Source organism: Rhodococcus sp. B50 (assembly GCF_013602415.1).
Lineage (GTDB): Bacteria > Actinomycetota > Actinomycetes > Mycobacteriales > Mycobacteriaceae > Rhodococcus.
Map to the genome: position 1 here is coordinate 59,848 of NZ_WPAG02000002.1, position 20,589 is coordinate 80,436.

The 20,589-nt window shown below is 70.6% G+C and carries 18 protein-coding genes; 16 read left to right on the forward strand and 2 right to left on the reverse strand.

Annotated features, from left to right (window positions below; genetic code table 11):
• Window position 1: 1 nt before the first annotated feature.
• Window positions 2–1,456 carry a type VII secretion integral membrane protein EccD gene (eccD, locus tag GON09_RS00560; protein ID WP_244865325.1) on the reverse strand — a complete coding sequence of 485 codons (1,455 nt, stop codon included), beginning with the start codon at window positions 1,454–1,456 and terminating at the stop codon, window positions 2–4.
• A gap of 217 nt (window positions 1,457–1,673) precedes the next feature.
• Here eccD and eccCa point away from each other — a divergent pair, with 217 nt between their 5' ends.
• The 9 genes from eccCa (at window position 1,674) to GON09_RS00605 (ending at window position 12,124) form a co-directional block, all read left to right on the forward strand.
• Window positions 1,674–5,657, forward strand: a complete 3,984-nt coding sequence (eccCa, locus tag GON09_RS00565) for a type VII secretion protein EccCa (RefSeq protein WP_213930141.1) — start codon at window positions 1,674–1,676, stop codon at window positions 5,655–5,657.
• Window positions 5,657–7,159: a type VII secretion-associated protein gene (locus tag GON09_RS00570; RefSeq protein WP_244865326.1), complete on the forward strand. Its 1,503-nt coding sequence runs from the start codon at window positions 5,657–5,659 to the stop codon at window positions 7,157–7,159. Before eccCa ends, GON09_RS00570 begins: the two co-directional genes overlap by 1 nt.
• Window positions 7,160–7,289: 130 nt before the next feature.
• Entirely contained in the window at window positions 7,290–7,643 is a 354-nt protein-coding gene (locus GON09_RS00575; RefSeq protein WP_232284691.1) for a WXG100 family type VII secretion target, read from the forward strand.
• A 45-nt stretch (window positions 7,644–7,688) separates the two neighbouring features.
• On the forward strand, window positions 7,689–7,979 hold the full coding sequence (locus GON09_RS00580) for a WXG100 family type VII secretion target (protein ID WP_213930143.1): 291 nt from the start codon (window positions 7,689–7,691) through the stop codon (window positions 7,977–7,979).
• Window positions 7,980–8,251: 272 nt separating this feature from the next.
• A complete protein-coding gene (gene rplM, locus GON09_RS00585; protein WP_213930144.1) occupies window positions 8,252–8,695 on the forward strand; it encodes a 50S ribosomal protein L13 in 444 nt (147 codons plus the stop codon).
• Window positions 8,692–9,195 carry a 30S ribosomal protein S9 gene (gene rpsI, locus GON09_RS00590; protein ID WP_085470052.1) on the forward strand — a complete coding sequence of 168 codons (504 nt, stop codon included), beginning with the start codon at window positions 8,692–8,694 and terminating at the stop codon, window positions 9,193–9,195. Before rplM ends, rpsI begins: the two co-directional genes overlap by 4 nt.
• 151 nt (window positions 9,196–9,346) lie before the next feature.
• Window positions 9,347–10,687, forward strand: coding sequence for a phosphoglucosamine mutase (glmM, locus tag GON09_RS00595; RefSeq protein WP_213930145.1), 1,341 nt, complete (start codon window positions 9,347–9,349; stop codon window positions 10,685–10,687).
• 73 nt (window positions 10,688–10,760) lie between these two features.
• Window positions 10,761–11,135 (forward strand): hypothetical protein, encoded by a 375-nt coding sequence (locus tag GON09_RS00600; RefSeq protein ID WP_213930146.1) that lies wholly within the window; start codon window positions 10,761–10,763, stop codon window positions 11,133–11,135.
• Window positions 11,132–12,124 carry a WXG100 family type VII secretion target gene (locus GON09_RS00605; protein ID WP_213930147.1) on the forward strand — a complete coding sequence of 331 codons (993 nt, stop codon included), beginning with the start codon at window positions 11,132–11,134 and terminating at the stop codon, window positions 12,122–12,124. Before GON09_RS00600 ends, GON09_RS00605 begins: the two co-directional genes overlap by 4 nt.
• Before the next feature lie 24 nt (window positions 12,125–12,148).
• On the opposite strand, the gene GON09_RS00610 is transcribed toward GON09_RS00605, so the two are convergent.
• On the reverse strand, window positions 12,149–12,997 hold the full coding sequence (locus tag GON09_RS00610; RefSeq protein WP_213930148.1) for a hypothetical protein: 849 nt from the start codon (window positions 12,995–12,997) through the stop codon (window positions 12,149–12,151).
• 128 nt (window positions 12,998–13,125) lie between these two features.
• Here GON09_RS00610 and glmS point away from each other — a divergent pair, with 128 nt between their 5' ends.
• The 7 genes from glmS to rimI all read left to right on the forward strand — a co-directional run bounded on the left by glmS (window position 13,126) and on the right by rimI (window position 20,550).
• Window positions 13,126–14,991 carry a glutamine--fructose-6-phosphate transaminase (isomerizing) gene (glmS, locus tag GON09_RS00615; RefSeq protein ID WP_213930149.1) on the forward strand — a complete coding sequence of 622 codons (1,866 nt, stop codon included), beginning with the start codon at window positions 13,126–13,128 and terminating at the stop codon, window positions 14,989–14,991.
• Between the two features lie 59 nt (window positions 14,992–15,050).
• Window positions 15,051–16,502 (forward strand): NAD(P)H-hydrate dehydratase, encoded by a 1,452-nt coding sequence (locus tag GON09_RS00620; RefSeq protein ID WP_213930150.1) that lies wholly within the window; start codon window positions 15,051–15,053, stop codon window positions 16,500–16,502.
• Between the two features lie 58 nt (window positions 16,503–16,560).
• The gene (gene alr / locus GON09_RS00625; RefSeq protein WP_213930151.1) at window positions 16,561–17,751 is read left to right on the forward strand and encodes an alanine racemase; all 1,191 of its coding nucleotides are present in this window, start codon (window positions 16,561–16,563) and stop codon (window positions 17,749–17,751) included.
• Window positions 17,739–18,797 carry an alpha/beta fold hydrolase gene (locus GON09_RS00630; RefSeq protein WP_213930152.1) on the forward strand — a complete coding sequence of 353 codons (1,059 nt, stop codon included), beginning with the start codon at window positions 17,739–17,741 and terminating at the stop codon, window positions 18,795–18,797. The genes alr and GON09_RS00630 overlap by 13 nt, the downstream gene beginning before the upstream one ends.
• A 22-nt stretch (window positions 18,798–18,819) precedes the next feature.
• Window positions 18,820–19,278 carry a tRNA (adenosine(37)-N6)-threonylcarbamoyltransferase complex ATPase subunit type 1 TsaE gene (tsaE, locus tag GON09_RS00635; protein WP_213934196.1) on the forward strand — a complete coding sequence of 153 codons (459 nt, stop codon included), beginning with the start codon at window positions 18,820–18,822 and terminating at the stop codon, window positions 19,276–19,278.
• A gap of 91 nt (window positions 19,279–19,369) precedes the next feature.
• Window positions 19,370–20,038: a tRNA (adenosine(37)-N6)-threonylcarbamoyltransferase complex dimerization subunit type 1 TsaB gene (tsaB, locus tag GON09_RS00640; RefSeq protein WP_213934197.1), complete on the forward strand. Its 669-nt coding sequence runs from the start codon at window positions 19,370–19,372 to the stop codon at window positions 20,036–20,038.
• Window positions 20,035–20,550 (forward strand): ribosomal protein S18-alanine N-acetyltransferase, encoded by a 516-nt coding sequence (rimI, locus tag GON09_RS00645; protein ID WP_213930153.1) that lies wholly within the window; start codon window positions 20,035–20,037, stop codon window positions 20,548–20,550. The genes tsaB and rimI overlap by 4 nt, the downstream gene beginning before the upstream one ends.
• The last annotated feature ends 39 nt before the right edge of the window (window positions 20,551–20,589 follow it).

Here is a 20,589-nt window from a genome sequence, read left to right on the forward strand (position 1 = left end):
GTCACAGTCCGCGGATCGCCGCGTACACGCCGGCGACCCAGCACGCCAGTGGCACGACGGTTGCGATGGTCGCGTACTCGACGATCTCGGCGATCCGGCGTTGCACCGGGGTGAACGTCCGTCGTGGTGCGACCACACCGAAGAGAAAGCCGGCACACGCGAGTCCGGCGGCCGCCGTGAACACCGCCCACGGGGGCAGCACCCCACTCGCTGATGCACCCGCAAGCAACCCGAGCAGAAGCACCGCGCCGCCTGCCACGAGCGGAGCGGCCTGTGCGGTCGCGGTGTAGGTACGTCCCCGGAAGACCAGTACGACGGCCGCCACGACGGCCAGGGCCACCGCGGGAACGAAGACCTCTCCGCCCCAGGGGTATGCGGCGCACCACGCTCCGCCCGCCGTGAGCACGACCACGGCGTGGACGATCCCGGTGAGGGCGCCCCGCGCGCGGTCGGCGCGGTGTTCGAGCTCCGCCGGTGACGGCAGCCCCGACATGTTCCCGTCCTCGGCGGTCTCCGATTCGAGCGGGGCGCCGGGTGCGGGGACCGGTGGGATGGGCAGTTTCGCGAGCATCCCCGCCAGGCGAGGTGCTGCCCCGGCGAGCAGCAGTGCCGTCGCCACCGTTCCGGCTCCGAGGGCGCGCGCATCGAGACCGGTGGTCGAGGCGAGGACGGCGTTCACGACGACACCCGCAGCGGTCGCGGCGACCGCCGTGCACGACGCGAGGCCGATGCGGGTGACGCGAACGGCGATCACCGCGACCGCGCCGGTGAGTGCCGCCGCGAGAACGAGGCGAGGCGCCGGCGAACTCCCGGGGACGAGCAGCGCGCCGGCCGTCGACGCGAGCGGGAAGGCGCACCACAGCAGCGCGGTGGCGGTGCGTCGATCGTCGTGGAGTCGCGCGAAGATGCCCGCGGCGAGCAGCAGCAGGAGCGGCAGCACCGCGCACATCGCACCCAGGACGAGGCGGCCCGCACCGTCGGGCAGGAACAGCAACGGCAGGCATCCCGCAGCGAGGGCGACCGGGCCCAGGACCGCTGCGACGAGACCCGACGGACCCGCACCCCACGGCGTCGCCGTCCGGTCCGAGGACGCGACGCTGTACATGACGTCGTCGAACAACGGTGGAGGAGCGGGTGACCCGGCGTCCTCCAGGACGAGGATCTCACCGTCGCGGACGCCGTGTTCGTCGAGGCTCAGCGCACCGGACAGGGGAGCCCGGCCGACGCGTGCGAGCGCCCAGCCGTCGGGTTCCGTGCGCTCGGGTGTCGCGTCGAAGTCGTTGTCCGGCCGGTGCCCGGCGACGAGATCCACGATCCCCGGCAGCAGCAGCGCCACCGGAACGTCGAGGGGCAGCGCGAGATCGACCTCGGTGTGGCGGGCGAGCACGGTGATCCGGCACAGATCCGGGGCTCCCACCTGCCCCGGGGTCTCGGATCGCGCACGCACAGATGTCATCGGCCTCGGTTCCCCCCGTCACTGCAGTCCGAACGACGCAGACCATACGACATCGTCCCGGCCGGTGTCCCGTCCGAGTTCCCCGTCGAGGGACCGCCTGACGAGGAGGGGTACGGAAGGTCGCAGCTGTAGGTGGGGACGGACGCAGCCGTAGGTTAGTCTTCCACGACCGTAGGGCCGTAGGGGGCGGCCGACGGCCTTCCGGGGGGTGGCGAACGTGAGCACCGTACGTTTCGTGCGCAGAGCACGGCGGGAGGCACCGCGCGTGCCCAGCGGCGAAGTGAGTGTCCAACCGCCGCCGGACATCCCCCGGGCCACACCCGGCAACCTGGTGACCAAACTGCTCCCGCTCGTGATGGTCGCGGCGATGATCGGGATGGTCGCGTTGATGTTCACCACGGGAGCCGCGCGCAGCCCCATGGCGATGATCTTCCCGCTCATGATGGTCGTATCCCTGGTGGGCATGCTCGCCAACGGTGGTCGCGGCGGCGGGACGAAGACCGCCGAGGCGAACGAGGACCGCAAGGACTATCTGAGATATCTCGATCAACTCCGGCGCGAGGTCACCGAGACGGCGCACGAACAACGTCGGGCGCTCGAATGGACGCATCCCGATCCGGCCCTGCTGTGGACCCTCGCCGGCACCGTCCGGATGTGGGAGCGGCGCACGGCCGATCCGGATTTCGGTCATCTCAGGGTGGGGCGCGGCGGTCAGCGACTCGCGACCCGGCTCGTGCCACCCGACACGGGACCTGTCGAGGATCTCGAACCCGTCGCCGCCGTCTCGCTGCGCCGGTTCGTGCGCGCACACTCGGTGGTGCCGGCACTGCCCACGGCCGTGTCGCTGCGAGGTTTCGCCGCGATCGGTATCGACGGTGACCGTGAGGCGGCACGCTCGCTCGCGCGGGCGATGCTCGCGCAGGCGTGCACCTTCCACGGACCCGACATGCTGCACGTCGCCGTCGTGTGCGGGCCCGACACCGCCGCGGAATGGGAGTGGATCAAGTGGCTGCCGCACGCGCAGAACCCGGTCCTGCGCGACGGTGCGGGCAGCGCCCGTACGGTGTTCGGCTCGGTACTCGAACTCGAGACGGATCTCGCGGTGGTCCTGGCCGGTCGCAGCAGGTTCGTCCGGAACGCTCCGGCCGCCGAGGGAGCAGCGCACCTCGTCGTGGTCGTCGACGGCGGGGTCACGGGTTCGGGTTCGGGCGTGCTCGACGACGGTCTCGACGCGGTGACCGTGCTCGACCTCTCCGGATACGCCGCACGGCTGAGCGCGACACGCGGCCTGCGTCTGGTGGTCGAGGAGGGACATGTCGGGGTCGCGACCGGCACCGCCGTCGACGTCTTCGCCGATACCGACGGCATCGCCGCCGCGCAGGCACAGACGCTGGCGAGGCGGCTCGCCCCGTATCGGGTGACGAGCGGCGCGGTGGACGACAGCGCCGTCGACGACCGGCCGTCGAGCTGGCAGGAGTTGCTCGGGCTCGGGGACGTGGCCCGATTCGACCCCGAGCAGGCGTGGGTTCCGCGCCGCGGACGCGACCGTCTGCGGGTGCCCATCGGCGTGGGCATCGACGGTGCGCCCGTCGAGCTCGATCTCAAGGAGGCGGCCGAGAACGGTATGGGTCCGCACGGATTATGCATCGGCGCAACAGGGTCGGGGAAGAGTGAGTTCCTGCGGACACTGGTCCTGGGCCTCGTGGCGACGCACCCACCCGAGGCGCTCAACCTGGTCCTGGTGGACTTCAAGGGCGGCGCGACCTTCCTCGGTCTCGAACAGATCGAGCACGTCGCGGCGGTGATCACCAATCTCACGGACGAGATCGCGATGGTCGACCGCATGAAGGACGCCCTCGAGGGTGAGATGAACCGCCGGCAGGAACTGCTGCGGACCGCGGGGAACTTCGCCAACGTCGGCGACTACGAGAAGGCCAGGGCGGCAGGTGCCCCGCTCGATCCCCTGCCCGCGCTGTTCATCGTGGTCGACGAGTTCTCCGAACTGCTCTCGCAACAACCCGAATTCGCCGATCTCTTCGCGGCGATCGGACGACTGGGACGATCGCTGCACATGCACCTGTTGCTGGCGAGCCAGCGACTCGACGAGGGCCGGCTCCGCGGCCTCGACAGTCACCTGTCGTACCGCATCGGCCTGAAGACGTTCTCCGCCAACGAATCGCGGAGCGTCCTCGGCGTTCCCGACGCATACCACCTGCCGTCGACGCCCGGCGCGGGATACCTCCGGACCGATTCCGCCGACATCCAGCGGTTCTCCGCGGCGTACGTCTCCGGACCGTACGAACCCGGCCGTCCCTCCCGGCGCACCCGTTCGGCAGCGCCGGCCGGTGCGTCCCGGCCCCGCGTCTTCACGGCCCGGGCGGTGCCGATCGAGTCCGGCCCGCCCGCTCCGGTCACCGAACCGCTCCCGGTCCCCGCCGCGGGCGACGGACGGAGCGTTCTCGAGGTGGTCGTCGACCGGATACGGGGACACGGCGCACCGGCACACGAGGTGTGGCAGCCCCCGCTCGACGAATCCCCGTCGCTGGACATGCTCCTGCCCCGGTCGGTGCTTACCGGCGACGTGCCGCGTCACGCTGCGCTACGCACCGTCGTCGGTGTCGTGGACCGGCCGTTCGATCAACGCCGCGACCCGCTGGTGGTGGACCTGTCGGGGTCCGCCGGCAACGTCGTGGTCGTCGGTGGCCCGCAGTCCGGCAAGTCCACCCTGGTGCGCAGCCTCGTCCTGTCGATGGCCCTGACGCACACCGCCGAGCAGGTGCAGTTCTACTGTCTCGACTTCGGCGGCGGCACGTTGTCGGGTCTGGCCGGCCTGCCACACGTCGGTTCCGTCGCGGGACGGCACGACACCGATCGGGTGCGCCGGACCGTCGCCGAGATGATGTCGCTGCTGCGCCGCCGCGAACGGTCCTTCGCCGAGAACGGCATCGAGTCCATGGCCCAGTTGCGACGAATGCGCGCCGACGGAATCGCACTCGCCACCGACGATCGGTTCGGCGACGTCTTCCTCGTCGTCGACGGGTGGCCCAGCGTCCGGCAGGATTTCGAAGCGCTGGAGCAGACGATCGGGATCCTGGCCGCGCAGGGCCTGTCCTACGGCATCCACGTGGTGCTCAGCGCACCGCGCTGGGGTGACGTCCGGCCCGCCATGCGCGACCTGCTGGGTACACGACTCGAACTCCGGCTCGGCGATCCGTCCGACTCCGAGTACGGCCGCAAGAGAGCGGCGACGGTGCCCGAAGGGCGACCCGGACGCGGCATCGACCGCGACGGTCTGCATATCCTGGGCGCGTTGCCCCGGGTGGACGGTAGCTCCGATCCGGCCGATCTCGCGGTCGGTGTCGCCGCGGCGGTCGAGGCCGTCCGCGCTACCGCGCCCGGGCGGTCGGCGCCGCCGGTCCGCATGCTGCCCGAGCGCATCGACCGGTCCGATCTCCTTGCGGCAATGCCCACCGGATGGCCGCCGCCGGTCGACGCCTCCCGGCCCGCCCGGCTCTGCATCCCGATCGGCATCGACGAATCCGAACTCGCGCCCGTATCGGTGGATTTCGCCGACAGCCCACACCTGCTGATCTTCGGCGACTCGGAATGCGGCAAGACGAACCTGCTCCGGGGACTGTGCCGCGGGTTGACCGAATCCGGCAGCGGCGCCGAGATCAGGATCGTCATCGGCGACTACCGCCGGACCATGCTCGGTGTCGTCGGCGGCGACCATCTCGGGGGATACGCGCCGTCGGCGACGGTCCTCGCCGCCATGGTCCGGGAACTCGCCGCCATCTGCGAGCGGCGGCTGCCGGGCCCGGACACCACACAACAACAGTTGCGCGACCGATCGTGGTGGACCGGGCCCGAGGTGTTCGTGGTGATCGACGACTACGACATGGTCGCGACGTCGGGTCAGAACCCTTTGCTGCCGCTGCTCGACTACCTTCCGCAAGGGCGGGACATCGGACTGCACCTGGTGGTCGCGCGCCGCTCGGGCGGCGCGGGACGGGCGATGTACGAGCCGATCCTGGGACGCCTGCGGGAGCTGTCGAGCCCGGGTCTGATCATGAGCGGAAGCCGCGACGAGGGAACGCTCGTCGGCGCGGTGCGCCCGTCACCGATGCCACCGGGTCGCGGCACGCTCGTACGACGTGGCGGCACGTCGCTCGTCCAGACTGCATGGGCGCCGGAGGCGTGATGACGAGTCGGGACGAGGCGGTGGTTGCTGCGGTCGCGTTCACGCTGACATCCGGGTCGATCCACGTCGGATGGCCCGGAACGACGCGCAGCGTGCCCGCTCTCGCGGCAGAGGTGGGCGACCATCGGGTATTCGGAGCCCCCGCCGGGGAGGCGCCGGGGCCGCTCGACGTCGCAGGGCTCGTGGATGCGGCGGCGGTCGGAACGGAACGCGAACTCGGAGAGCTGCTGACCGGACTCGTCGCGTACGCTGCGGCGACCGCGGGTGCGCCCGGCATGGGTGGGCCGGCGTGCGCGATACACCCCACCTGGTGGAACGAGCGGCGACGCGATCTTCTCCGGACCGCCGTGCGGCAGGTCGCGGGGGACACGATCCTGCTCCCGGTCGCGGTCGCCGCCGCGCGTGCCGCCGCCACCGCTCCGCACGAACGGTGCGCGGTGCTCGAATTCGCCGCCGGCGGAGTCACCGCGGTGAGTGTCGCTCGGTCCGCCCTCGACGGGCCGACCGTCGAGCGCGTTGCGCGGGACCCGGATCTGTCGCTGCACGCTCCGGACGCCGCGGCGTGTCTCGAGAGCCTGCTGACATCGGTGTGCGGTGGGGCCGGGCCCGAGGTCGTGGTGGTGACGGGCGGTCCGGGCGAACCGTCCGGTGTCGAACCGCTCGCCCTCGCAGTCGATCTCGTGGGCCCGGGCCGGCGGGTCGTGCCCGTCGCGGCCTCGGAGATGCTCGTCGCGGTGACCGGTTCCCCGTCTGCCCCGACTACCAGCGGCTCGGATGCACAGGTCACGCCGGCCGCACCGACGATCGACGGACCCGACCGGGCGTTACCGTGGCTGAACGAGGTACGCGCACGCCCGGATTCCGGTCGTCCCGGGCGGGACGGCATGGTGCGCACACTGTTCGTGGCCGGCGCGGTGGTCCCGGCCCTGCTCGCCGCCGCGATATTCCTGTGGCCGCTCCTCTCGAGAGGAGGCGACGAGGACTTTCGGAATCCGCCCGAAGTCGTTGCGGCGGAGGAGATACCGAGAACTGTCGAGTCGCCCGCGGTGGTGCCCACCGGTAACCCCGGACCTCCGGCGTCGACTCGGGTCGACGTCGGTCCGATGAATCTCGAACTGCCCGTCGGCTGGCGCATCCGGGATCCCGAGACCGTGATCGACGGTCGTGCGGAACTGATACCGGTCGGCGGGGCCGATCGTCGGATCCTGGTCGTGTATCGGAATCTTCCCGAGGAGGCGGACGAGGGTGCCGTCGCATCGGCGTTGGCTGCGCGGGCTGCCGAACGTGCACCCGTCATCCGCGATCTCGACGTCGACACCACCTTCGCCGACCGCAAGGTCGTGGCGTACACGGAGGTTCCCGACGACTACTCGGTGGTGCGGTGGTCGGTGCTCGTCTTCCCCGGCCTCCAGGTCTCGGTGGGATGCCAGCACCTCGAGGAGGAGTGGACTCGTATCCGCAGTGAATGCGAGCAGGCCGTCCACACCCTCCGGGTCGGCTGACGAAGAAGATCTGCACATTTCGGGAATCCGTGGAACCGATACCGCACCGGGCGCGTCCAACCACATGTAGGAGCGAAGACCGGCTCGACGCCGAGCCGGGTGATCCACGCACGAGCGAAGGAGTACGCCGTTGAGCCAACCGACCGGCAATTCGAATCAACTCACCACCGATGTGGCGACCATGGAGGTCGTCGCGGGACAACTCCAGGACTCCCGCGCCGAACTCGATGCGATCCTCGGGCGGCTGACGGGTGTGGTGCAGTCCGCGCCGGCAGTCTGGCGGAGCCGTTCGGCGGAACAGTTCGCCGGAATCATGGAGCGCTGGAACGTCAACCACACCAAGCTGTCCAACGCGCTGGACGAACTGGCCGAGGCCGTGCGCACCAGCGGACGGTCGTACGCCGCCGCCGAGGATCACCAGGCTCGGTCCCTGTCGGCGATCGACCCCGACGGCGGTTCGGTGCTCAACGGCTCGTTCACCTGATCCCCGGTCTTTCCGGCACACATTCGAGAACAAGGAGAACGATCCGTGTCCGAGATCTATCAGAACTTCGCGGGCGTCGCCGACCTGCACGCCCAGCTCGTGTCCGGTCAGAAGGCGATCGAGGCGACGCTCGACCGCATCGAGGGGCAGGTCGTGCCTCTCGTCGCCGGCTGGGACAGCGACGCGAAGGAGCGTTACGCCGCCACGCAGGCCCGCTGGAACGAGGCCGAGGCCGGTCTCATCCAGGTGCTGCACGACATCGGCCGGGTGGTCTCGACCGGTAACGACAACATGCAGGAGGTCGAGCGACTGAACCAGCAGCGCTTCCCGGGCTGATCCGGGTTCGTCGGATCCGACGCTGTCACGTCCCGGTGGTGGAGAGGCCACCGGGACGTGACGCGTCTCCGGGGCAGCGTGCTCCCTGCACAGGGGGAGTGCCGAGGCGCTTTGACCCGTCCGGTGTCGGCCCGGTAGAGTGTCCCCTCGGCGTGTCGCACGTCGTCGTGCCCTGTGGCGCGACGAACATCTCTCCCGGGTCTCAACTGGCCGCCGGGCGTGACCATCGTCGACATGCAGGCCAGCAGCGAAACGATAGACGAGGAAGATCTGTGTCTACGTACACACCGAAGGCCGGCGACGTGACCCATCAGTGGCACGTCATCGACGCCACCGACGTGGTGCTCGGCCGCCTCGCGGTGCAGGCGGCAAACCTGCTCCGCGGCAAGCACAAGCCCACATTCGCGCCGCACGTCGACGGTGGTGACTTCGTCGTCATCATCAACGCCGACAAGGTTGCCATCTCCGGCAACAAGCGGACCGACAAGTTCCTCTACAGCCACTCCGGTCACCCGGGCGGTCTGCGGGCTCGTTCGGTCGGCGAGGTTCTCGAGAAGAACCCCGACCGCCTCGTGGAGAAGGCCGTCACCGGCATGCTCCCGAAGAACAAGCTCGGTCGCGCCATCGCGAAGAAGCTGAAGGTCTACGCGGGCCCGAACCACCCCCACGCCGCGCAGCAGCCGGTGCCGTTCGAGATCAAGCAGGTGGCACAGTGACGACGCCCGAGGAACAGAACGTGAACCCCGAAGAGTACGTCGAGAACGTCGAGGTCGCTGCCGAGGAGTACGTCGAGGACGTCGTCGAGGCACCCGCTGCCCCGATCGTCTTCGACCGTCCGGTCCAGACCGTCGGTCGCCGTAAGGAGGCCGTCGTCCGCGTCCGCCTCGTGCCCGGCACCGGCAACTTCACCCTCAACGGCCGCACCATCGAGGACTACTTCCCGAACAAGGTGCACCAGCAGCTCGTGAAGTCGCCCCTGGTGACGGTCGAGCGCACCGAGTCGTTCGACATCCACGCACGCCTGCACGGCGGCGGCCCGTCCGGCCAGGCCGGCGCGCTGCGTCTCGCCATCGCGCGTGCACTCACCGAGGTCACCCCCGAGGATCGCCCCGCGCTCAAGCGTGCCGGCTTCCTCACGCGTGACCCGCGTGCCGTCGAGCGCAAGAAGTACGGCCTGAAGAAGGCCCGTAAGGCATCGCAGTACTCCAAGCGCTGATGTGCCGCCGACGCTGATTTCGTCAGAGTCGGCACCTGTTCCACCACGAGAGCAGGCGTCGGTAGACATTTCCTACCGGCGCCTGCTTTCGTGCATTCTGTCCTCTATCGACACCCGCGGCGGGGCCGCACACGACTGGGAGGCTGTGTACATGGGTCGGTTGTTCGGCACCGACGGAGTCCGGGGCTTGGCCAATGCCGAGCTCACAGTGGAGCTGGCAGTGCGCCTCGCAGGCGCTGCAGCAGCGGTCCTGGCCCGTCGGGCCGCCGAGCGGCGACCGCTGGCGGTCGTGGGTCGCGATCCCCGTGCGAGCGGCGAGATGCTCGAGGCGGCCGTCACGGCCGGACTCACCGCCGCCGGAGTCGACGTCCTGTCGGTGGGCGTGCTGCCCACCCCGGCCGTCGCATTCCTCACGGGTGACTACGAGGCCGACCTCGGTGTGATGATCTCCGCGTCGCACAATCCCATGCCCGACAACGGCATCAAGATCTTCGCGGCCGGCGGGCGCAAGCTCGAGGACGAGGTCGAGGATCGGATCGAAGCGGTGCTGCACGGCGACGCCGAGACGGCCGCACGCCCGACCGGTGCCGGCATCGGCCGCGTCCGCGCCGTGTCCGACGCACTCGACCGTTACCTCGCGCATCTCGCGACGGCCGTGCACCAGCCCCTCACCGGTACGACCGTCGTGGTCGACTGCGCGCACGGTGCCGCCTCCCAGGCAGGCCCGGCCGCTTACGCCGCCGCAGGCGCGACGGTGATCGCGATCAATGCCGAACCCGACGGACTCAACATCAACGACGGGTGCGGCTCCACGCACCTGTCCGTGCTGCAGGAAGCCGTGCTCGAGCACGGCGCCGACCTGGGCCTTGCGCACGACGGCGACGCCGATCGCTGCCTCGCCGTCGACGCGACCGGCACGGTGGTCGACGGCGACGCCATCATGGCGATCCTTGCCCTCGGCATGCACGAAGCCGGTGAACTTCCCGACGACACCCTCGTCGCCACGGTGATGAGCAATCTCGGTCTGCACCTCGCCATGCGGGCGGCGGGGATCGAGGTGCGCACCGTCGGTGTGGGCGACCGCTACGTGCTCGAGGAGCTCCGGCGCGGTGGCTACGGCCTCGGTGGTGAGCAGTCGGGTCACATCGTCCTTCCCGCACACGGCACGACCGGCGACGGCGTGCTCACCGGCCTCCGCTTGATGGAACGGGTCGCGACGACGGGTTTGCCCCTCGCGAAGCTCGCCTCGGTGATGACCTCGCTCCCGCAGGTCCTCGTGAACGTGCGAGTCCACGACAAGGTCGCCGTGGCGAACGATCCTGCGGTGGCGGCTGCGGTCGCGGAGGCCGAGAGCGAACTCGGTGAGACCGGCCGGGTGCTGCTGCGTCCGTCGGGCACCGAACAGCTCGTGAGGGTCATGGTCGAAGCCGCCGACGACGATCACGCTCGCGCCGTCGCCGACCGTCTCGCGGAAGTCGTCGCCGCCGTCTGAGCGCAGGCGGAACCGGATCGCCGCTCGCTGCGTCCAAACCCTTCGAGAGGGTTCGTCGGGACGGAGAGCGGACATGGACATACGGCACGGCACGGACGCCCGGCAGGGCAGGATCCGGTTCGACGGTGACGCGGTGCGCGTGGTCGCGGCACGTCTGGCGGAGGTGGCGGAGGACTCCGACCGCGAGATCCGTCGCAGGTTCGGCGATCTCGGGTTCGACGGGTCCGGTGCCGGATCGCTGCACCGCTCGCCCGGCGTCTCCGTCGAGACCGGCTACCGCAGGATGCGTGCTGCGTGCGAGAGCTGGGTGGCCACCGTGCAGGCGCACGCCGATGCGCTGCGCGTGGTGGCGGACGGCTATCTGAACGAGGACCACACCGTCGAGATCGCACTCACCGCTGCGGCGGCGCGTGCCGAACTCGACGACCCGGGAGACCGGCGGTCGTGAGGAACCCTTCCGAGGAGGCGGCCGACATCCTCGATGCGGGGGCGCCCGGCCTGGCCCGCCTGACCGACGACCTGCAATGCCTGCACGCTCTCGGCTGTGCGACCGGCCGTACCGTCGCGGACGTCCGGTCCCGGTACGACGAGCACCGTGCCCTCTCCCTGCCGGCGCTCACCGACGATGCGGCCGCGACGCGTTCGCTCGCGGCATCCCTCGGTCGTCGGACCGACGAACAGCGTCGCCTCCTGCTGCGACTCGACGAGGCGTGGGACGGCTCCGCCGCGGAGCATGCCCGCACGGATTTGGCATCCACCATCGCCGGGGGAATCGGATTGTGCGCGTCGCTGGCCGATCTCGCGGTCGCCCTCGACACGGCCGCCACGGAGATCGCGGACACGCTGCGCGAGAAGGCCCGCGTCGTCGGGGATCTCGCGGAGCGCACCGTGGACGGCCGTACGAGAGACGAGATCGGCACGATCGTCGCCGGGGCGAGCGGTGGCCCGCACGGACCGACCCCGGAGGAGAGGTCACGCTGGTTCGGCGACCAGCCCGGCGGGGAAACGACCGACCCTGCCGTCGAGTGCCGGCGGTGGATCGAGGAACGACTGGTACCGGCCGTCCGGGACGCCGTCGACGCGCTGGTGCAGGTGTGCGACGATGCCGGCCGCCGGATCGCGGCCAGTCTCACCGGCCTGTCGACCGCCACGGAACGCGCGGCAGACGGTGCCGAGGCGGCCGCCGGCGCGTCCGGTGCCGAAGCGGCCGCCCGTCCTGGCGCCGAGGACGGGTCCGTGCAGGACGTACCTGCCACACAGGACATATCGACGACGCAGGACCGCGCCGAACACGGTTCGGCCGTGCCGATTCCCGGTGCCCGGCCGGGCGAGCGGAAACGCGAGCACACACCCGCATCCGTCCAGGAGGGCCGTCCGCAGGACGAGAACGACGAGAGAGGTGACGGCGTCGTGCTCGCCGAAGCCGGACCGCTGTGACGCGAACGACGAGGCGCCGCGCTGTCAGCGTCCGAGGAGCAGATTGACCTGCGTACCGAGATCGCGGTCGACGGCGTCGGGATCGGTGATCACCGTGGAGCCGGGCAGCTCGGTGGTGGGGTCGGAGAAGATCGCGTACGTCTTGTCGCCGGTCAGGCGATGGAGCAGGAAACCGGTGAGCACGGCGCGGGTGCGTTCCTGTGTGCGGCGCTCCGCACCGCCCACACCGAGGGCGCCGAGCAGCCGACGACCCTCGACGAGCCCTTCATCGTCGGCCTTGTCGACCACACGCAGCTGCACGTCGTCGCTGCCCCAGCCCTGGGCCACCGCGACGGCGTCGCTGGTCATCGAACCGATGCTCTTCTCACCGACGAGGACGAGGCCCGGTGCCCGGACGCGGGCGGCTGCCTCGGATGCGGTGGGGGAGACGGGCGAGGGATAGAGCGCGGCGACGGCCGCGACCTCGCGTCTCGCGGCGGCGAGAACTGCCGCACCCGCGCCCGAGCCGTGGCCCACCAGCGCGAGCTTCGACGGGTGGACACTGATCCGTCCGGTGCCGAGACGTACACCGGTGCAGATGTCGAGGGTGGTGAGCAGGTCGGTCGACAACCCGATCGCCGACGGCATCGGTCCGCGCTCGGTGTTGGGAGCCCCGACCACGATTCCCCAGGACGCGAGGTGCTCGAAGAGCTTCGTGTACTTGGTCACCCCGGTGAGCCAGCCGTGCCCGAATGCGATCGCGGGCAGGTCGAAACCTTCCGCGGGGGTGTACACGACACCGGGCTGACCGGCGAGCGCCAGGTCGCCGCGCAGCACCGTGTGCGGGCCGCGCCGGGAGAGTTCCTGAGCTAGTTTCTTGGGGTTCGCCGCCACGGGCTGAACGTTAGCGGATGGCGCTGTCCGCCGGGGTCGGTGCGTACCGGACGGCGTGCCTCGATGCAGGTGCGCGGCCCCACCGGTGTGTTGTTCCCGGCCGGGGGTCGACCAGTACCCTGCTAGGCATGTGCGGAATCGTGGGCTATGTCGGGCACCGTCGTGCTCTCGACGTCGTGGTGGAGGCGCTGCGGCGGATGGAGTACCGGGGTTACGACTCGGCGGGCATCGCCATCCTGGACGGCAAGGGTGGTCTGGCCGTCGAGCGGAAGGCGGGGCGGCTGGTCAACCTGGAGGCCGAGCTCGCCGAGATCGGCGAGGAGCATTTCGCCGGTACCGCGGGGATGGGGCATACCCGGTGGGCCACCCACGGCCGTCCCACCGACCGCAACGCGCACCCGCATCGCGACGCGACCGGCAAGGTCGCGGTGGTGCACAACGGCATCATCGAGAACTTCGCGCCGCTGCGCGAGGAGCTCGAGAAGTCGGGTGTGGAGCTGGCCAGCGACACCGACACCGAGGTCGCGGTGCATCTGGTGGCCCGCGCCTACGCGGAGGGCCCGACGGCGGGCAACTTCGTCGACAGCGCTCGCAGTGTGCTGCGCCGGCTGCAGGGTGCGTTCACGCTGGTCTTCGCTCACTCCGACCATCCGGGCACGATCGTCGCCGCCCGCCGGTCGACGCCGCTGGTCGTCGGTGTCGGCGACGGCGAGATGTTCATCGCCTCGGACGTCGCGGCGTTCATCGAGTTCACCCGTGAGGCGGTCGAGCTCGGTCAGGACCAGGTCGTGGTGATCACGAACAATTCCTACGAGGTCACCGACTTCGAGGGCAACACCGATGTGGCGACGCGTCCGTTCACCATCGACTGGGATCTCGCCGCCGCCGAGAAGGGCGGCCACGACTACTTCATGCTCAAGGAGATCGAGGAGCAGCCGGCGGCGGTCGCCGACACCCTGCGCGGCCACTTCGTCGACGGCTGCATCGTGCTCGACGAGCAGCGTCTGTCCGATCAGGAACTGCGCGACATCGACAAGGTGTTCGTCGTCGCCTGCGGCAGCTCGTACCACTCGGGCCTGGTCGCCAAGTACGCGATCGAGCACTGGACCCGGCTGCCCGTCGAGGTCGAGCTGGCCTCGGAGTTCCGCTACCGCGACCCGGTGCTCGACCGGTCCACGCTGGTCGTGGCGATCTCGCAGTCCGGCGAGACCGCCGACACACTCGAAGCGGTCCGGCACGCCAAGGACCAGAAGGCGCGCGTGCTGGCGGTGTGCAACACCAACGGCGCCCAGATCCCCCGCGAGGCCGACGCGGTGCTCTACACCCGCACCGGCCCGGAGATCGGTGTTGCGTCGACGAAGGCGTTCCTGGCGCAGATGGCCGCGAACTACCTCGTGGGTCTGGCGCTGGCGCAAGCCCGCGGCACGAAGTATCCCGACGAGGTGGCCCGCGAGTACCAGGACCTGGCAGCGATGCCGGAGAAGATCGCCGAGCTGCTGACCGGGATGGAGCCGGTGCGGGCGCTGGCGCGGGAGCTGTCGGCTTCGCCGGCCGTGCTGTTCCTGGGCCGCCACGTGGGTTACCCGGTCGCGCTCGAGGGCGCGCTCAAGCTCAAGGAACTGGCGTACATGCACGCCGAGGGCTTCGCCGCCGGGGAGCTCAAGCACGGCCCGATCGCGCTGATCGAGGACGGCCTGCCGGTCATCGTGGTCATGCCGTCGCCGAAGGGCCGCGCCGTGCTGCACAGCAAGCTGCTCAGCAATATCCGGGAGATCCAGGCTCGTGGGGCGGTCACCGTCGTCATCGCCGAGGAGGGCGACGAGACGGTTCGTCCGTTCGCCGACCACCTCGTCGAGATCCCGTCGGCGCCGTCGCTGCTGCAGCCGCTGCTGTCGACGGTGCCGCTGCAGGTCTTCGCCGCGGAAGTCGCGCAGGCCCGCGGATACGACGTCGACAAGCCCCGTAACCTCGCCAAGTCGGTCACCGTCGAATAGCGGCCCCCCTGCCGCCGGTGCAGGAGGGACGGTGCAGGAGGGACGGTGCAGGAGGGACAATGCGCAGTTATCACCCGTCCGAGGTGGTCCGTGCGGCGGAGGCCCCGCTGCTGGCGTCCCTTCCGGAGGGGACGCTCATGCGGCGGGCGGCCTACGGGCTCGCGCGGGTCGCGGCCTCCGAACTGCGTGAACGCACCGGTGGGGTCGCCGGCCGGCGGGTGAGCCTACTCGTCGGGTCGGGCGACAACGGCGGCGACGCGCTGTGGGCGGGAACCTTCCTGCGCCGCCGCGGCGTGTCCGTCACGGCGCTGCTGCTCGACCCGGACCGCGCCCATCCTGCGGGCCTGCGGGCGCTGCGGCGGGCCGGCGGACGGGTCGTGCCGGCGAGGAGCGACCACCTCGGCGATCCCGACCTCGTGCTCGACGGGATCGTCGGCATCTCGGGCCGCGGGTCGCTGCGACCGGCCGCTGCCGCCCTGGTCGACGCGATCTCCGCGCCGATCGTCGCGGTCGACACACCCAGCGGCGTCGACCCCGACACGGGTGCGACGGACGGACCTGCCGTGACGGCCGCGGTGACCGTCACCTTCGGCGCCTACAAACCGGTGCATGCCCTCGCTCCGACGAGGTGTGGACGGGTCGAACTCGTCGATATCGGACTCACCCTTCCCGAAGCGCGGCTGGTCGCGGCCGAGCCGCCGGAGGTCGGCGCGATCTGGCCGGTGCCCGGCGCCGACGACGACAAGTACAGCCAGGGCGTGGTGGGTATCCGCGCGGGCAGCGCGAGATATCCCGGCGCCGGCGTGCTGTGCACGGGCGCGGCCGTCGCCGCGACCTCCGGAATGGTGCGCTACGCCGGGTCGGGCGCCCCCGAGGTGCTCGCGCGGTTCCCCGAGGTCGTCGTGTCACCCTCGGTGGCCGAGACCGGACGGGTGCAGGCCTGGGTCGTCGGCCCCGGTGCCGGTACCGACGAGGAGGCCTGCGCGACCCTGCGCGACATCCTCGCCACCGACCTGCCGGTGCTCGTCGACGCCGACGGACTGACTCTGCTCTCGCGCGTCCCCGATCTGGTGCGGGGACGATCCGCGCCCACGCTGCTCACGCCGCACGCCGGTGAGTTCGCACGTCTGACCGGGCATCGTCCCGAACCGGACCGGGTCGCCGCGCTCCGTTCCCTCGCCGCCGACTGGGGTGTGCACGTGCTGCTCAAGGGACGCGCGACGCTCGTGGCACGGCCCGACGGGCACGTCTTCGTCAACGACGCCGGCGGGTCATGGGCGTCGACCGCGGGGGCGGGCGACGTGCTGGCCGGCATCATCGGGTCGCTGCTCTCGTCGGGCATGCCGGTGGACCTGGCCGCGGCGGCCGGTGCGCGTGCCCACGCGCTCGCCGCGAACCTCGCGGCGCAGGACTCCGACTCACCCGGAGCGGCACCGATCTCGGCGAGCGCGATCCTCTCGCGCCTCGGCGACTCGATTCGCCTGCTGCGCACCCATATTGCCGAATCGTGACGTGGCACACGGGGACACGACGTCGGCGTCCGGCGGCACAGTGGCAGGATCGACAGACGTGACCACGACCCAACGCACCCCGCGACCTGCACGTACCGTCCTTCCCCAAGCGGAAGCCGTCATCGATCTCGATGCCGTGGCGGAGAACGTGCGAGTGCTGCGCGAGTACGCGGGTCCGGCCGCGGTCATGGCCGTCGTCAAGGCAGACGCCTACAACCACGGGGCCGTCCCGGTGGCGCGGGCCGCGCTCGCCGCGGGTGCCCGCGAACTGGGTGTGACGACGCTCGGCGAGGCCCTCGAACTCCGCGCCGCGGGCATCGAGGCGCCGATCCTGTCGTGGCTGCACACCGCCGACTCCGACTTCGCTCCCGCGGTGGAGGCCGGGATCGAACTGGGTCTGTCCTCACCGAGGCACCTCGCGGCCGTCGTCGAGGCGGTCCGGCGGGTCGGGGTCACCGCGACCGTCACAGTCAAGGTCGACACCGGCCTGAACCGCAACGGTGTGGCGGTCGACGAGTGGGGTGACATGCTCCGCGATCTCGGCCGGGCACAGGCCGAGGGCGTGGTTCGCCTGCGCGGTGCCTTCTCGCACCTCGCTCACGGCGACGAGCCCGAGCATCCGGGCAACGCCGAGCAGCGCGACCGGCTGAGCGAGGCCGTCGCGGATCTGCGGCGGCATTCCCTCGCACCGGAGGTGGTGCATCTGTCCAACTCCGCAGCCACTGTCACCCGCTCCGACCTGCGATTCGACATGGTTCGGCCCGGAATTGCGATGTACGGGTTGACACCGATCCCGGAACTCGGAGACATGGGCTTCCGGCCGGTGATGACCGTGCGGGCGAGGGTGGTGCTGGTGAAGAAGGTGAAGGCGGGGGACGGCGTGTCCTATGGGCACACCTGGACCGCTCCCGCGGATACGACGGTGGCGCTGCTGCCCATGGGATACGCGGACGGGATCCGCCGTAATCTCAGCGGGCGCATCGAGGTGCAGCTCGGCGGACGCCGGTGCCCGCAGATCGGCCGCGTGTGCATGGATCAGGTCGTCGTCGACCTCGGTCCCGACGGCGGCGGAGTAAGCGAGGGCGACGAAGCGTTGTTCTTCGGTGACGGGCGTCGCGGAGAGCCGAACGCCCAGGACTGGGCCGACGAACTGGACACGATCAACTACGAGATCGTGACCGGGATCGGCGGACGGACCGTTCGGACCTATGTCGGGAGCGAAGGGAGCGTGACGTCATGTCCCTCGTGAGCAGGATGGGACTCCTCGGTGCGAGCCTCGCGACGCTCGCATCGTCGGCGGGGCTGTACGCGGTCAGGACCGCGGGAGCGCCTGCCCCCGAGATCTATCGAAGCGAGGACTTCGACGAGATCCTCCGGCTCCCACGCCGCATCGTCACCACCGAGGACGGTATCCCGCTCGTGGTCCGCGAGAGCGGCTCGACCCTGGCTCCGCTCACCGTCGTGTTCGTCCACGGCTACTGCCTGCGGATGCAGTCCTGGCACCTGCAGTACCGGCATCTGCGCGAACAGTGGGGACGCGACGTGCGCGCCGTCTTCTACGACCAGCGAGGCCACGGCGAATCCGGCTTCTCCGGTTCGTCGAAGTGCACCATCGCGCAGCTGGGCCGCGACCTGGGCCGGGTGATCGACGAGGTCGCGCCCACCGGTCCGGTGGTCGTCGTGGGTCACTCGATGGGTGGCATGACCACGATCGCCCTCGCCTCCCAGCGACCCGAACTGTTCGGCGACCGCATCGTGGGGGTCGGACTCCTGGCGACCACCGCGGCAGGCCTCAGTAAGAGCGGCATCGGACGCAATCTCGAGAATCCGGTGATCGACGCGTTCCGTTACGCGGCGCGCACCGCCCCCGGTTTCGTGCAGTTCGCGCGCGGCGCGGCCCGTGCCGTCGTGACACCGATCCTGCGTGCGGCGTCCTACGGCACGGTCGTGAGCCCGCGACTGGTGCAGTTGTCCGACCGGATGCTCGACGAGACGTCGGTGCTGACCATCGTCAACTTCCTTCGCACCCTCGAACTTCACGACGAGTCCGCGGCGCTACCCGTCCTGGGCACCGTTCCCGTCCTGGTGCTCTCGGGAGACGCCGACATGGTCATCCCGTACACGAGTTCCGAGGCGCTGGCGGACGAGCTGCCCGACGTCGAACTCGAGCGGGTGCGAGGTGCCGGGCACCTGGTCCAGCTCGAGTTCCCCGAGGTGGTCGACCGTGCCCTCGATCGCCTGATCCAGCGCGGTTTCACGCGGGGAGTGACCGGAAGGCAGATCGCAAGTGGGTGAGTCGCAATCGGATGGGACGCAGGTGGGCGGGCAGAGCATCGAACTGCCGACCGTGGAGGACACCGAGGCCTTCGGCCGTCGTCTGGCGGCAGAGCTGCGTGCCGGCGACCTCGTGGTGCTCGACGGCCCTCTCGGCGCGGGAAAAACGGCGCTGACCCGCGGAATCGCCGCCGGACTCGGCGTCGAGGGACGCGTGACGTCGCCCACCTTCGTCATCGCACGCGAACACCGGCCGGGTAGTCCGGAAGGCCGCGAACCGGTGGGGCTCGTCCACGTCGACGCCTACCGTCTCGGCGACGGCCCGGACGCCCTCGACGAACTCGACGCCCTCGACCTCGACACCGATCTGACCGACACGGTCGTGGTGGTCGAATGGGGTGGTGGTCTGGTCGAACAGCTCGCCGAACGGCACCTGCGGGTCCGGCTCCGGCGCGATCCGGGGACCGACGTCCGGCGTGCGGCCTGGGAGTGGGTGGGCTGACCCAGCGGAAGCCTCCGGATCGCCCTGCCTGCCGGTGGCTTCGGTCACTGTGCGCCGACCGGGCAGGTCGCGCGGGGTAGGCTGGTACATCGTGCTCGTGCTCGCCGTCGATACCGCCACCCCCGCCGTGACCTCGGGAGTCGTCCGTCTCGACCGCGGTCGAGACGACGCCAGGCCCGAGGTGATCGCCGCGCGCGTCACCGACAATCCGCGAGCGCACGCCGAAGTCCTCACCCCGCAGATCCTCGAGTGCCTCGCCGAAGCCGGCGCCGCACCCTCGGATCTCGACGCGATCGTCGTCGGTGTCGGTCCCGGTCCGTTCACCGGTCTCCGCGTCGGCATGGCCACCGCGGCGGCGTTCGGTGATGCTCTGGGAATCCCTGTGCACGGTGTGTGCAGCCTCGATGCGATCGCCGCGGATGTCCACCGCGACCATGATCTCGACGGTGATCTTCTCGTGGTCACCGACGCTCGTCGTCGCGAGATCTACTGGTCGCGCTATTCCGGTGGTCGCCGCGTCGAAGGACCCGAGGTGCGCAAGCCCGCCGACGTACCCTCCGAGCCGTCGGTGCGTGCCGCCGGATCGCCGTCGCATGTCGCGCTGTTCGACCTTCCGGCCGTGGACGTGCAGACCCCGTCACCGGCAGGACTGGTGACCGTCGCGGCCCACGCCCTGCGCGCGGGTGCCGAACCGGCCCCGCTCGTGCCGCTGTACCTGCGCCGGCCCGACGCGGTGGAGACCGCGAACCGCCGAGCATGAACGCGACCCCCGAGGAGAACACGGCTGCGGGCGACGCGGTCGTCATCGACGGGCTGCGTCCGGAGGATGCGCCCCGCTGCGCGGAACTCGAGCAGATCCTGTTCCCCGGCGACGACCCGTGGAGTGCCGATGCCTTCCGTTCGGAGTTGGCGTCGCCGCACAACCGCTACTTCGCTGCGCGCGATCCGCAGGGACGGCTGATCGGGTACGCGGGGCTCGCGCGCCTCGGTACGGCGATCGACCCCGAGTCCGAGGTGCACACCATCGGCGTGGATCCCGCAGCGCGCCGCCGGGGAGTCGGCGGAGCCCTGCTGGGCGAGTTGCTGGCCGTGGCCGACCGCTGGGGAGGGCCGGTCTTCCTCGAGGTGCGCACCGACAACGAACCGGCGATCGCCCTGTACCGGCGCGAGGGCTTCGAGATCGTCGGAACCAGGAAGCGTTACTACCAGCCGAGCGGCGCGGACGCGTACACGATGCGTCGTCCGGATCCGCGAGAGGAGTCACCGGCGTGAGCACCACCAGTCCCCGATTCGAGCTGCCCGAGCGCCCCG